Source organism: Streptomyces xanthii (assembly GCF_014621695.1).
Classification (GTDB): Bacteria; Actinomycetota; Actinomycetes; order Streptomycetales; family Streptomycetaceae; genus Streptomyces; species Streptomyces xanthii.
Genome location: NZ_CP061281.1, coordinates 3,460,037 through 3,472,728, shown reverse-complemented (window position 1 = coordinate 3,472,728; position 12,692 = coordinate 3,460,037). Strand labels below are relative to the sequence as shown.

Below are 12,692 nucleotides of genomic sequence, written 5' to 3'. Positions count from 1 at the left end.
CAGTCGCTGATTGGCACCGGCCACGCCCCTGGAGCGGGCCTGCTGTGTGCGCCCCACGATGTGATCGGACTCAGCCCTGCGCCTGAAACGCGCACCCCCTCGGCCCACGGGCATGCCCACCGCACCACGCGACGGAGTCGCTGATCGACACAGGTCGCGTCCCGCGACGGAGGCGCTGATCGGTCACCGTCACGCGCCCCTGACGGGGGACACCCGCGCGCCCCGGATCATGCCCATCGCGCCCCCCCGCGACGGAGTTGCTGAGCGAAGACGGGTCGCGCCCCCGGAGGGAGGCCTAGCTTTCATGCCCGGGTCGGAGACCCCCGCCCCGGCGCCGTCGGATCCGTCACACTGTCACCCGTGAGACTTTTCGCCGCCGTGTTGCCGCCGGAATCCGCGATCGGGCCGTTGGGGGTCGCCGTCGATGGGCTGCCGGATGCCGGTGGGCTGCGGTGGACCGGGCGGGGCGGGTGGCATCTCACGCTCGCGTTCTACGGGGAGGTGCCCGAGGAGAGCGTGGCGGAGTTGGAGGCGCGGCTGGGGCGGGCGGCTGCCCGTACGCCGGAGTTCGCGCTGGCTCTGCGCGGGGGCGGACAGTTCGGCGGGCGGGCCCTGTGGGCGGGGGTGAGCGGAGACACGGCCACCCTCGGACGGCTGGCCGAACGCGCCGAGGCCGCCGGCCGCCGGGCCGGACTGCCCGGCGAGCACCGGCGCTACCGGCCGCACCTGACCCTGGCCCGCAGCCGCCACGCCTTCGACTTCGGCCCGTACGTCGAGGCGCTCGCCCCGTTCGAGGGGCCCGCCTGGACGGTGTCCGAGCTGGCCCTCGTCCGCAGCAACCTGCCCACGTCCGGGGTGCCCGGCGAGCAGCCCCGGTACGAGAAGGTCGCCGCGTGGCCGCTCGCCGCGCCGCGTTAGGCTCGACGCGTGGACCCGAAGACCCGAAACCGGATCATGGCCGGTGTGCTCGTGCTGATGTTCGTCGTCGTGGTGGTCGCGGCGGCCGCCGGCAGGTGAGCCCGCGCGGCCGCCACGGTCAGCGCTGCCCGGTCACCAGGCGAAGGCCTCCGGGGACGGACCCGGCCCCGGGAAGATCTCGTCCAGGGACGTGAGCAGTTCCTCGCTCAGCTCCAGCTCGACCGCCCGCAGCGCCGACTCCAGCTGCTCCGTCGTGCGCGGCCCGACGATCGGCCCGGTGACCCCGGGACGGGTCAGCAGCCAGGCCAGCGCCGTCTCGCCCGGCTCCAGACCGTGCTTGTCGAGCAGGTCCTCGTAGGCCTGCACCTTCTCGCGCATCGACGTGGACTCCAGCGCGCTCGCGCTGCGCCCGTCCCGGCGCCGGCTGCCTTCGGCCTCCTTCTTCAGGACGCCGCCGAGCAGCCCGCCGTGCAGCGGCGACCACGGGATGACGCCCAGGCCGTACTCCTGCGCGGCCGGGATGACCTCCATCTCGGCGCGCCGCTCGGCCAGGTTGTACAGGCACTGCTCGCTGACGAGGCCCATCGTGCCCCGGCGGGCGGCGATCTCGTTGGCCTGCGCGATCTTGTAGCCGGGGAAGTTCGACGACCCGGCGTAGAGGATCTTGCCCTGCTGGATCAGGACGTCGACCGCCTGCCAGATCTCCTCGAACGGAGTGCGGCGGTCGATGTGGTGGAACTGGTAGATGTCGATGTGGTCCGTCTGCAGACGCCGCAGGCTCGCCTCGACGGCCCGGCGGATGTTCACCGCGGAGAGCCGGTCGTGGTTGGGCCAGACGTCGCCGTCGCCCGCCATGTTCCCGTACACCTTGGTGGCGAGTACGGTCTTGTCCCGCCGCCCGCCCCCGTTGGCGAACCAGGTCCCGATGATCTCCTCGGTACGACCCTTGTTCTCGCCCCACCCATACACGTTGGCGGTGTCGAAGTAGTTGATGCCGCTGGCCAGCGCCGCGTCCATGATGGCGTGACTGTCCGGCTCGTCGGTCTGCGGACCGAAGTTCATGGTGCCGAGGACGAGCCGGCTGACCTTGAGTCCCGTGCGTCCGAGCTGCGTGTACTTCATGTCGAACCAGCCAAGACCGTGGAGTGCGCTCTAGGCAAGCGTCTCCGCCCGGCGCCTTCACCAGAACCGCGCGTTCGCCCCACGCGTCCCCGCTTTCACCGGGTCGCCAACGCCCTTTATCCTCAACGGCGTTACGCCGGTGACCAGGCGGCAAAAGGCGGGGGAGCCAGATCGGCATGAGCGGGAGCAATCAGGGCGAGGGTGGCGGCGGTGGGCGTGAGGAGGGGCTCGACGGGGGCGTGAAGCCGCTCGCCGTGTTCGATCCGGCGCGCATCGGCCCGTATCTGCTGCTCGGCCGGCTCGGGGCGGGCGGCATGGGCCGGGTGTTCCTCGCGCGGTCGGACAGCGGGCGCACCGTCGCGGTCAAGGTCGTGCACGAGGAGCACGTGTCGGACGCGCGTTTCCGGGCCCGGTTCCGGCGCGAGATCGAGGCGGCGCGCAAGGTGGGGGAGCGGTTCACGGCGCCGGTGCTCGACGCGGGTCCCGACGACGAGCCGCCGTGGGTCGCCACCGGGTACGTGCCGGGCCTCTCGCTGGAGCAGGTGGTGCGCCGGCACGGGCCGCTGCCCGTGGACTCGGTGCACGCGCTCGCCGACGGGCTGCTGCACGCCCTGAAGGACATCCACGACGCGGGCATCGTGCACCGCGACCTGAAGCCGTCGAACGTGATGCTGACCGTCGACGGCACCAAGGTCATCGACTTCGGTATCGCGCGGGCGCTGGAGGCGTCCGTCGAGTCGCTGCTCACGAGTACGGGGATGGTCGTCGGGTCGCCCGGGTTCATGTCGCCGGAGCAGGTGCGCGGGCGCAGCGCCGGGGTCAAGAGCGACGTGTTCACGCTGGGCTGCGTGCTGACGTACGCGGCGACGGGGCGGCTGCCGTTCGGGCACGGTGCCAGCAGTGGGCACGCGGTGATGTTCCAGATCGTGGAGGACGAGCCGGATCTCACGGGGATCGAGGACGAGGCGCTGCGCGCGCTCGTCGTGCGCTGCCTCGCCAAGGGGGTCGACGAGCGGCCCGATGTGGACGAGCTGCTCGCGGATCCGGAGCGGGTGCGTCCGGCTGCGGGCGGCGGGGCGGCGTGGCTGCCCGCCGAGGTCGTGGCGCGGCTGGCGCAGCAGTCGGCGCGGCTGCTCGACGCGGAGGCGGTGCCGCTGCGGGAGGAGCCGGTGGACCGGGCGACGGTCGGGCTGCGGGCGGGCGCGGAGGCGGTGCTCCCGGCGGTGACGGCGGGGGGTGGTGGGGGGAAGGCCACGAAGAAGGCCGAGCGGCAGCCGAAGCGGCGCCGGCGGTTGTTCGTGGTGCTGCCCGTCGCGGTCGTCCTGACGGTGGGCGGCGGCACGATGGCGCTGCTGCCGTACGTGCGGGACGACGGGGACGCGCAGGCCCGGCGCCCGTCGAGCGGCGCGAGTGCGACGGTGAGCGTGTCCCCGACGGGTTCGGCGTCCGCGTCCCCGTCCGTGTCCGCGTCCAAGTCCGCTAAGCCGAAGGGGAAGAAGAAGGACGGCGGGGGTGACAAGGGGGAGTCCGCGGCTCCGGGCGGGGCCGACGGGGAGCAGGCGCGGGACGAGGACGGTGGCTCCGGTACGGCGTCGGGCGGTGCGGCCGGCGCCGGGAGCGGAACGGACACTTCCGGTGGGTCCACCGGGTCCGGGTCCGGGTCCGGCTCCGGGTCGTCCGGCGACGGTTCGGGAGGCGGTTCGTCCGCCGGTTCGCCGCCGCCCGCGATGACGAGTTACCGGCTCGACTACACGAACTCCTGTGTCGGCGCCTGCTCGATGCCGATCAAGGCGAGTTGGCCGGCGGTCTCCCGGGCCACCCGCTACGAGATCAACTACGTCAACAAGGGCAGCCAGTTCACGGAGAAGAACGTGAACACGACGTACTCGACGTCCGGCACGAGCTACACGATCACGGGCCCGTTCTCCGGCGACGAGATCTGCATCAAGATCCGTGCGGCGAACAGCTACGGCCCGTCGGCGTGGGCGAAGACGACGTGCGCGACGGTGCCGTACTAGGCCGTGCCTTCGAACTGCGGGTAGGGGCCGCCGATGGCCCAGGCCTGGTGCAGCGCGTCGGCGAAGGCGCCGGCGAGTTTGTGCTCGCCGGAGGCGTTCGGGTGGGTGCCGTCGTAGGTGTCGCGGTGGATGTCGTACGACTCGGGGACCGAGGCGAGCAGCAGCGGGGAGCGGGGTTCGGAGAGGTCCGCGACGGCCTTCGCGAGCAGGGTGTTGAAGTGGGCGACCTGCGCGGCGAAGGGGGCGTCGGTCTCGGCCCGTACGTTCGGGATGACGGGGAGCATGACCATGCGGACGGTGGGGTTCGCGGCGCGGGCGGCGGCGACGAAGCGGCGCACGTTCTCGGCGGTCTGCTCGGCGTCGGTGTAGAAGCCGAGGTCTATCAGGCCGAGGGAGATGAGCAGGGTGTCGGCGCCGGCGGCGGTGACGGCGTCGCCGATGACGGGTGCCATGTGCTGCCAGCCCTCGCCCCAGCCGGCGAGGTGCTGTTGCGGGAAGCCGGGGTCGGCGTAGTCGTGGGTGCCGCCGTACAGGGCGGTGCGGGGGCCGACGACGGCGCAGTCGGTGCCGGTGGCGCGCAGGTGCTGCCACATGCGCAGGCGCCAGGTGTGTTCACCGGCGCTCCCGATGGTCATCGAGTCACCGACGAACATGAACCTGAGCATCCGCTCATCATGGTCGATGCCGCGGAGATCACGCCGGTCAGGTGCGTGTGAGACCGGACACGCCTGGCAAGCTGGGGGCATGCGTGCGGACAAGGCGTGGTCGCGGACGGGGCGGATCGGTGCGGTGCTCGCCGCCACCGTTCTGGTGACGGGGGCGGCCGTGGTGCCGGCCGGGGCGGACGGGCGGTCGCCCGGCTCGGACGGGTTCACGATCCAGGACCCGCGGATCACGGAGTCCAGCGGCCTGGCCGCGTCCCGGGCGCACCCCGGCGTGTACTGGACGCACAACGACAGCGACGACGGCGCGTACCTGTACGCGATCGACGGGCGGACGGGGAAGACGGTCGCGACGCTCACGCTCACCGGGATCGGTTCGCCGCGTGACGTCGAGGCGATCTCGATCGGTCCGGACGGTGACCTCTACGTCGGTGACATCGGCGACAACCTGGGGGGCTCCTGGGACCACGTCTGGATCTACCGGCTGCCCGAGCCGAAGGAGCTGCGCGACCAGACCGTGCGGGCCACGCAGTACGTCGTGAAGTACGCGGACGGGCCGCGCAACGCCGAGTCACTGATGGTCCATCCGAAGACCGGCCGGGTCTACATCGTGGAGAAGGGCGAGGACGGCGGCGGGCTGTACGAGGGCCCGGCGCGGCTGAGCACGGCGGGTACGAACACCTTCCGCCGCGTCGCCGACATCGATCTCTGGGCCACGGACGCGGCGTTCTCCCCGGACGGGAAGCAGCTGGCGGTGCGCGGGTACTTCGGCGGTGTCTCGTACGCGTGGAACGACGGCAGGCCGAAGCGGGAGGGGCAGTTGAGCGTCCCGATGCAGCCGCAGGGCGAGTCGGTGACGTACACGCCGGACGGCCGGACGCTGCTGTACGGCAGCGAGGGCAAGGGCAGTTCGGTCCGCCCGGTCGAGGTGGAGGGCGCCGGATCGGGTGCCGGCACGGGGACTCCCGGGACGGGCTCGGACGAGAGTGGTGGCGACGGCGGCGCCGGCATCACGGGCAAGGCCGGTGCGGTGGGCGCCGCGGTCCTCCTGATCGTGGCGGTCGGCATAGGGCGCCTGACCCGCAGGTCGAAGCGCGGCTGAGCCGGGACCGGCCCGAAAGGGGAACGGGGGACCGCACGCCGGCCGGTGCCGGTGTGCGGTCCCCCGTGGACGAGCCGGACCCTGTGGAGGTCAGAGCTGACCGATGACGTAGTCGATGCAGTTCGTCAGGGCCGTGATGTCCGCCGGGTCGATCGCCGGGAACATCGCGATGCGCAGCTGGTTGCGGCCGAGCTTGCGGTAGGGCTCGGTGTCGACGATCCCGTTGGCGCGGAGCACCTTCGCGACGGCGGCCGCGTCGACCGAGTCGTCGAAGTCGATCGTGCCGATGACCTGCGAGCGCTTGGCGGCGTCGGTGACGAACGGCGTGGCGTACTTCGACTCCTCGGCCCAGCTGTACAGGCGCGTCGAGGAGTCCTTGGTGCGGGCCGTCGTGAAGGACAGGCCGCCCTGGCTGTTCATCCACTCCAGCTGCTCGCCGAGCAGGAAGAGCGTGGCGAGCGCGGGCGTGTTGTACGTCTGGTTCTTGCGGGAGTTGTCGATCGCCGTGGGGAGGCTGAAGAACTCCGGGATGTGGCGGCCCGAGGCGTGGACGCGCTCGGCGCGCTCGATCGCGGCGGGGGAGAAGACCGCCACCCACAGGCCGCCGTCGGAGGCGAAGGACTTCTGCGGGGCGAAGTAGTAGACGTCGGTCTCGGCGATGTCGACGGGCAGACCGCCCGCGCCGGACGTGGCGTCGACCAGGACGAGGGCGCCCTCGTCGGCACCGGCCACGCGCTTGATCGGGGCGGCGACACCGGTGGAGGTCTCGTTGTGGGTCAGGCCGTACACGTCGACGCCGGCCTCGGCCTGCGGCTCGGGGTGCGTGCCCGGCTCGGAGGCGATGACGGTCGGCTCGGCGAGCCACGGGGCCAGCTTGGCGGCCTTGGCGAACTTGGACGAGAACTCGCCGAAGTTCAGGTGCTGGGACTTGTTCTCGATCAGGCCGTGCGTCGCCACGTCCCAGAACGCGGTGGAGCCGCCGTTGCCGAGGACGACCTCGTAGCCCTCGGGGAGGGAGAACAGGTCCTTCACGCCCTCGCGGACGCGGCCGACCAGGTTCTTGACCGGGGCCTGGCGGTGGGAGGTACCGAGCAGGGAGGTGCCGGTCGCGGCCAGGGCGTCCAGCGCCTCCGTCCGCACCTTGGAGGGGCCCGCGCCGAATCGTCCGTCGGCGGGCTTGATGTCAGCGGGAATCTGGATCTCAGCCACGAAAGGGAGACTAGCGGGTGGTTCCGGCCGACCTGCGCGTTGTCCGTCCGGTGAGATGGGCGGGGACCGGGTGGCGGACGGCCACCCGGCCTCGGCCCGTGAAGGCACCGTCGTGCGGTCAGGCGTCGAGCACGACCGGCAGCTCGAACAGGTCGTTCTGGGTGACGACCGGCTTGTTGCGCAGCTCACCGGGCTCGACCGCGAGCCGCAGGCCGGGGAAGCGGGCGTACAGGGCGGGCAGCGCGACGCCGGCCTCCAGGCGGGACAGGGCCGCGCCGGGGCAGACGTGCGGGCCGTGGCCGAAGGAGATGTGCCGGGTCGGCGAGGTGCGGGTGATGTCGAAGTCGCCGGCGGTCGGGCCGTGCGCCTGCTCGTCGCGGCCGATGGCGCCGTAGGACACGATCAGGGCGTCGCCCTCGCGGATCGTCTTCCCGCCGACCTCGACGTCCTCGGCGGCGAAGCGGATCAGGACGTGCGAGGTGGGGGTGGAGTGGCGCAGGGTCTCCTCGACGACCTGCTCCCAGGTGGCCTTGCCGTCGAGGACGAGGGCCAGCTGCTCGGGGTGCTTGGACAGGTTCACGACCGCGTTGACGATGAGGGAGATCGTCGTCTCGTGGCCGGCGGCGACCATCAGCTGGAGGGTGGAGACGATCTCCTCGTCGGTGAGGTGGTCACCGTTCTCGGAGGCCTGGATCAGGGCGCTGGTCAGGTCGTCGCCGGGTTCGGCGCGGCGGGCGGTGACGACGGCGCCCATCATCGCGGCGAGCTCCATGAGCGTCGCGACGACCTCCTCCGGCGGGGTCTGGGTGGAGAAGAACTTGTCGAACAGGACCTTCAGGCGCGGGTGGTCGGCCTCGTCGATGCCCATGAGGTCGCTGATCACGTACATGGGGAGCGGGTAGGCGAACTCCGCCTTGAGGTCGACGGTCGCGCCGCTGCCGGTGGGGAGCTTGTCGAGCAGTCCGGCGGTGAGTTCCTCGATCCGCTCGCGCATCCGCTCGACCCGGCGCACGGTCAGCGCCTGGGCGACGAGGGCGCGCATGCGGCGGTGGTCCTCGCCGTCGACGGTGAGCATCGAGCGGCCGGGGTTGGCGAGGCCGATCAGCGGCCAGTCGGCGGGGATCTCGCCGCGCTTCCAGGCGCCCCACACCTCGATGTCCTTCACCAGGCGCTTGTCGGTGAGGAGTTGGCGGGCCTCGGCGTGGTGGGTGACCGCCCACACGGGGACGCCGCCGGGCAGTTCCACCTCCACCAGGGGCCCCGCCGCGCGCAGCTTGGCGCTCTCCCCGTCCAGGTCGGTGACGAACGGGTCGAGGGCGATGCGGCCGGCGGAGGCGTGCGGGCACGCGGAAGCGGAAGTCGTCATGGGTGGTCTCCAAGAGTCCTGGACGGGAGTGGGTGGCGTCAGAGCGCGGGCGTCGGCGTGAAGCGGACCGGGAGGTCGGTGAGGCCGCGCAGCCACGGCGAGGGCCGCCGGGTGAGCGCGGCGGCCGTCGTCGCCAGGTCGATGTCGGGCAGCCGGTCGAGGACGACCTCGATGGCGGTCCGGGCGATGACCTCGGCGACCTCCTGTGCGGGGAACGGGCAGCGGTGCTCGCCGTGCCCGAACGAGAAGTGGGCGCTGTTGCCGCCGGTGAGGACGGAGGCGTCGGTGCGGACCTGCGGGTCGGCGTTGGCCGCGGCGAGGCCCAGCAGGAGCAGGTCGCCGGAGCGGATGTGGCGGTCGCCGAGCCGGGTGTCGCGGGTGGCCCAGCGCCCGGCGACGTTCTGCGTCGGGGTGTCCTCCCACAGCACCTCGTTCATCGCCTCGGCGACGCTGTGCCGGCCGCCGAACAGGGAGGCGGCGAAGCGGTCGTCGGTGAGCATCAGGCGCAGGGAGTTGCCGATCCAGTCGGCGGTGGGCTGGTGCCCGGCGGCCATCATCACCATGAGGTCCTGGGCGACCTCCTCGTCGGTGAACCCGGAGGGGTCCTGGAGCATGTACGAGGCGACGTCCTCGCCCGGCGCGGTGTGCTTGGCGGCGAGCAGCTCGACCATGGACCGGGCGAGGTGCTGCTGGCCGGCGAGGGCGCGTTCGCGGCCGTCGATCATGTCGTTCATCGCGGAGACCAGGCCGGGGCCCTGCGCGTCGGAGAAGCCGTAGATGCGGGCCAGGACGCGGACGGGGAGCAGCATCGCGTAGTCGGCGACGATGTCGCACTCGCCCTTGCCGCAGAAGCCGTCGATGAGCTCGTCGGCGAACTGCTCGGCGTGTGCCTTGAGTTCGAACGGGTCGACGGCTTCGAGGGCGTGGCTGATCATCGCGGCGCGCTGCCGGTGCCGTTCGCCGACGGTGTAGAGGATCGACGGCTGCTTGTGGCCGATCATCGGCAGCAGCGGCCAGTCGGCGGGGATGTTCTCCCACTGGTTCCACAGGTCGGAGTCGCGGCTGAAGAGGGCCGGGTCTCCGGTCACCTGGTGCAGTTCGCGGTAGCCGAGGACCAGCCAGGCGGGGATGTCGCCGTCGAGGACGACGGGGGCGACGGCGCCGTGGTCGCGGCGCATCTCCCGGTAGAGGGTGGCGGGTTCGGTCGCGAAGCGCGGGCCGGACAGGGGGACGGGCGCGGTGCCGTGCTCGGACGCGGGGCAGCCGGGGCTTGTCACGGGGCGGTCTCCTGAGGCACGTACGGCTGACGGTCTGCAGCGGTATGGGGGGCGTAGAGCGTCTTGAGGTGTTCGAGGAGCGTGATCAGGACGTCCTTGCTGGAGGTGCGGGCGCGTGCGTCGCAGCGGACGAGCGGCACCTCGGGGTCGAGGTCGAGGGCCTCGCGGAGCTGTTCCAGGGTGTGGTGGGGGCCGCCGAAGTCGTTGTGGGCGACGATGAACGGTGTGCCGTGGTGCTCCAGGCGGTCGATCGCGTACCAGGAGTCCTCGATGCGCCGTGAGTCGACGAGGACGACGGCGCCGAGCGTGCCGGAGAACAGGCGGTCCCACAGGAACCAGAAGCGTTCCTGGCCGGGGGCGCCGAACAGGTAGAGGACGTTGTGCTCGTCGAGCGTGATGCGGCCGAAGTCGAAGGCGACGGTCGTCGACGTCTTCGTGCGGACGCCGTCGAGGTCGTCGACGCCCTGCCCGGCCTGCGTCATCGTCTCCTCGGTGTTGAGGGGACGGATCTCGCTGACGGAGCGGACCAGGGTGGTCTTGCCGACGCCGAAGCCGCCGACGATCACGACCTTCAGGCCGTTGTCGGCGCCGGCCGCCAGTTCCCGGCGGCCGCTGGGCGGTTCAGAGGTTGCGGAGTCCAACGAGCACCTGCTCCAGGATGTCGGGATCGGGAAGACGGTGGGGGGAGGCGGCGATCCGCGGGTGACGGACGCTGATGCGGCCCTGCACCAGGAGGTCGGAGAGCAGGACGCGCACGATGCTCACCGGCAGGCCGAGCTCGGCCGCCACCTCCACCACCGCGGTCGGCCGGGCGCACATCCGCAGGATCGTGGCGTGCTCGGACGGCATGCCGGGCGCCGGGTCCGACTCGGTGACGACGAGCGACACCAGGTCGAACGGCACGTCGGTCGCGGGCCGGCTGCGGCCTCCGGTGAGGGTGTAGAGGCGGTCGGGTGCGTCGTCCCGGCCGGGGCGGCTCATGACGCCGGGAGCGCGGCCGGGGCGTCCGGCTGCCGGGCCTCGGCGCGCAGATGCTCGCCGAGCTGCTCGACGAGCTCGGACATGGTGTGCCCGACGAGGCCCGCGTCGGCGTCCTCGTCGGCGATCGCGGCGAGGTGGGCGCCCTCTCCGGCGCCGACGATGAACAGGGTGCCGCCGTGGAACTCGGTCATCGAGGAGCGCACTCCGCCGGTCCCGTCGCCGAACTCGGCGGACGCGCCGTGCGCCAGGGACTGGATCCCGGCGGCGATGGCGGCGAGCTGGTCCGCCTGGTCGGTGGAGAGCTCGGGGGTGTGGCACAGCTTGAGGCCGTCGCGCGACAGGACCAGGGCGTGGCGGGTGCCCGGGGTGCGCTTGAGGAGGCCTTCGAGCAGCCAGGTCAGGCCGGCGCCGGTGGTGGTCCCGCTCATCGGGGGGTGTCCTCTTCTTCCTGCTGGTGTTCTACGGGGTCTTCGGTGCGGGGCGCGGTGGCGCGGACCGCCTGGCGGAAGCTGCTGAAGCGGGCGGCGGCGGTGGCGGGGGCCTCCGGCGTGGTGCCGGTGTGCTCCGTGCGCCCGGCGGGGGCGGCCGTCGCGGCGGCTCCGGCGGCCTCGGCGGCGCGGGCCTGGGCGCGCTCGGCGGCGGCGAGGGTCCGGCCGCGGGTCCGCTTGGGCAGCCCGCTGTCACCCGGAGCCGGAGCCGGAGCCGGTGCCCCGGCCGGGGCCGCCTCGCGCGCACCCCGTACCGGAAGGGCGTCGGCGGCGGGCTCATGACGTACGGCTTCGTGCTCGACGACCGCGTGCTCCACGGCTGTGTGCTCGACGGCCGTGTGCTCGACGGACCCCGCGCCCGCGGGACGCGGAACCGGCCCCGGCGCGGGCGCGACCGGCGTCGGCTCCGGCGTCCGGGACAGCAGCTCCTGCGGGATCAGGAGCAGCACCCCGGTGCCGCCCCGCGCGGACGGCCGGAACGACACGGTCAGTCCGTGCTTGCGGGCCAGCCGGCCCACGACGGCGAGTCCGAGCCGGGTGCCGGACAGGCCGCCCAGGCCCGTCGACCCGGCCGCCTCGCCGGAGACCGCGTGCTCGGCGCGGCGCAGCTGCACCGGTCCCATCACGAGCCCGGAGTCCTCGACGGAGACGATGACGCCGGCCGGGACCTCCTCGACGTAGACGTGCACCTCGGCGGTGGGCGGCGAGAAGTTGGCGGCGTTGTCGAGGAGTTCGGCGAGGGCGTGCATGACGCCCTCGGCGGCGTGGCCCGCGACGGCGGCGGCGGTGTTGGCGTGCACGCGCACGCGCTGGTAGCCGACGATGCGGCCCATCGCGCCGCGCAGGATCGACTCCATGGGGATGGGGCGGGCCCAGCGGCGGCCCGAGCGCGCGCCGGTGAGCACGGCGACCGAGTCGGCGAGCCGGCCGGCCTGGGCGGTGCGGTGGTCGAGGTGGAGCAGGTCGGCGAGGACGTCCTCGTCGGTGTGCCGGTGCTCCATCTCGCGCAGGTCGGCGAGCATGCCGGTGGCGAGGGCCTGCATGCGTCCGGCGGCGTTGGCGCAGGCGGCGAGCGCGGCGGCCCGTTCGGCGCGGGCGGTGCGCAGTTGCGTGGCGAGCTCGCCGGCGTGCGCGGCGCGGGCGTCCCGGGCCTGCGTCAGTTCGGCGGCGGTACGAGCCTGTTCGGCGATGAGGCGGGCCTGTTCGGCGGCGCTCCGGTCGGCGGCGTGCCGCAGTTCGGTGACGCGGCGGCGCAGCGCGTCGGCCTCGCGGCGGGCGTGTGCGGCGTATCCGGCCAGGGCGGAGAAGGCGAGCGCGGCGACGGCGACGCCCCAGGCGAGGGGGGTGCGCACGGAGTCCGGCGCGAGGGCGACCGCCCCCGTGCCGAGCGCTCCGGTGACGAGGAGGGCGGCCAGCAGGGTGAGCGCGGCCGGGCGTGCGGGCGGCCGGATGGGCGCGGTCATCGGTCGGGTCCTCGGGGGGAGGGGGGTCAATTTCCGGTCACTATAGGAGAGTTGGTGATCGGTTTGGGAACGTGTATGTCCGTATC

At 72.9% G+C, this 12,692-nt stretch carries 12 protein-coding genes; 3 read left to right on the top strand and 9 right to left on the bottom strand.

Features of this window, described 5'->3' with window-relative positions:
• The first annotated feature begins 360 nt into the window (after positions 1-360).
• A complete protein-coding gene (gene thpR / locus IAG42_RS15685) occupies positions 361-918 on the top strand; it encodes an RNA 2',3'-cyclic phosphodiesterase (RefSeq protein ID WP_188337613.1) in 558 nt (185 codons plus the stop codon).
• A gap of 132 nt (positions 919-1,050) precedes the next feature.
• Here the strand turns inward: thpR and IAG42_RS15680 are convergent, their stop codons facing one another.
• Positions 1,051-2,040, bottom strand: a complete 990-nt coding sequence (locus IAG42_RS15680; protein ID WP_188337612.1) for an aldo/keto reductase — start codon at positions 2,038-2,040, stop codon at positions 1,051-1,053.
• Between the two features lie 176 nt (positions 2,041-2,216).
• Between IAG42_RS15680 and IAG42_RS15675 the strand changes: the two genes are divergently transcribed.
• On the top strand, positions 2,217-4,058 hold the full coding sequence (locus IAG42_RS15675; protein ID WP_188337611.1) for a protein kinase domain-containing protein: 1,842 nt from the start codon (positions 2,217-2,219) through the stop codon (positions 4,056-4,058).
• Here IAG42_RS15675 and IAG42_RS15670 read toward each other — a convergent pair.
• Entirely contained in the window at positions 4,055-4,723 is a 669-nt protein-coding gene (locus tag IAG42_RS15670) for a GDSL-type esterase/lipase family protein (protein ID WP_188337610.1), read from the bottom strand. The two genes, IAG42_RS15675 and IAG42_RS15670, sit on opposite strands and share 4 nt — an antisense overlap.
• A 79-nt stretch (positions 4,724-4,802) precedes the next feature.
• Between IAG42_RS15670 and IAG42_RS15665 the strand changes: the two genes are divergently transcribed.
• Positions 4,803-5,822, top strand: a complete 1,020-nt coding sequence (locus tag IAG42_RS15665) for a WD40 repeat domain-containing protein (RefSeq protein WP_188337609.1) — start codon at positions 4,803-4,805, stop codon at positions 5,820-5,822.
• Positions 5,823-5,912: 90 nt separating this feature from the next.
• Here the strand turns inward: IAG42_RS15665 and serC are convergent, their stop codons facing one another.
• The 7 genes from serC to IAG42_RS15630 all read right to left on the bottom strand — a co-directional run bounded on the left by serC (position 5,913) and on the right by IAG42_RS15630 (position 12,594).
• Positions 5,913-7,031, bottom strand: a complete 1,119-nt coding sequence (serC, locus tag IAG42_RS15660; RefSeq protein WP_188337608.1) for a phosphoserine transaminase — start codon at positions 7,029-7,031, stop codon at positions 5,913-5,915.
• A gap of 118 nt (positions 7,032-7,149) precedes the next feature.
• A complete protein-coding gene (locus IAG42_RS15655) occupies positions 7,150-8,397 on the bottom strand; it encodes a cytochrome P450 family protein (RefSeq protein WP_188337607.1) in 1,248 nt (415 codons plus the stop codon).
• Between the two features lie 38 nt (positions 8,398-8,435).
• Positions 8,436-9,674 (bottom strand): cytochrome P450, encoded by a 1,239-nt coding sequence (locus IAG42_RS15650; RefSeq protein WP_188337606.1) that lies wholly within the window; start codon positions 9,672-9,674, stop codon positions 8,436-8,438.
• Positions 9,671-10,315: a GTP-binding protein gene (locus IAG42_RS15645; protein ID WP_188337605.1), complete on the bottom strand. Its 645-nt coding sequence runs from the start codon at positions 10,313-10,315 to the stop codon at positions 9,671-9,673. Before IAG42_RS15645 ends, IAG42_RS15650 begins: the two co-directional genes overlap by 4 nt.
• The gene (locus tag IAG42_RS15640; protein ID WP_188337604.1) at positions 10,296-10,655 is read right to left on the bottom strand and encodes a DUF742 domain-containing protein; all 360 of its coding nucleotides are present in this window, start codon (positions 10,653-10,655) and stop codon (positions 10,296-10,298) included. The genes IAG42_RS15645 and IAG42_RS15640 overlap by 20 nt, the downstream gene beginning before the upstream one ends.
• Entirely contained in the window at positions 10,652-11,083 is a 432-nt protein-coding gene (locus tag IAG42_RS15635) for a roadblock/LC7 domain-containing protein (RefSeq protein WP_188337603.1), read from the bottom strand. The genes IAG42_RS15640 and IAG42_RS15635 overlap by 4 nt, the downstream gene beginning before the upstream one ends.
• A complete protein-coding gene (locus tag IAG42_RS15630; RefSeq protein ID WP_188341412.1) occupies positions 11,080-12,594 on the bottom strand; it encodes an ATP-binding protein in 1,515 nt (504 codons plus the stop codon). The genes IAG42_RS15635 and IAG42_RS15630 overlap by 4 nt, the downstream gene beginning before the upstream one ends.
• Between the last annotated feature and the right edge of the window lie 98 nt (positions 12,595-12,692).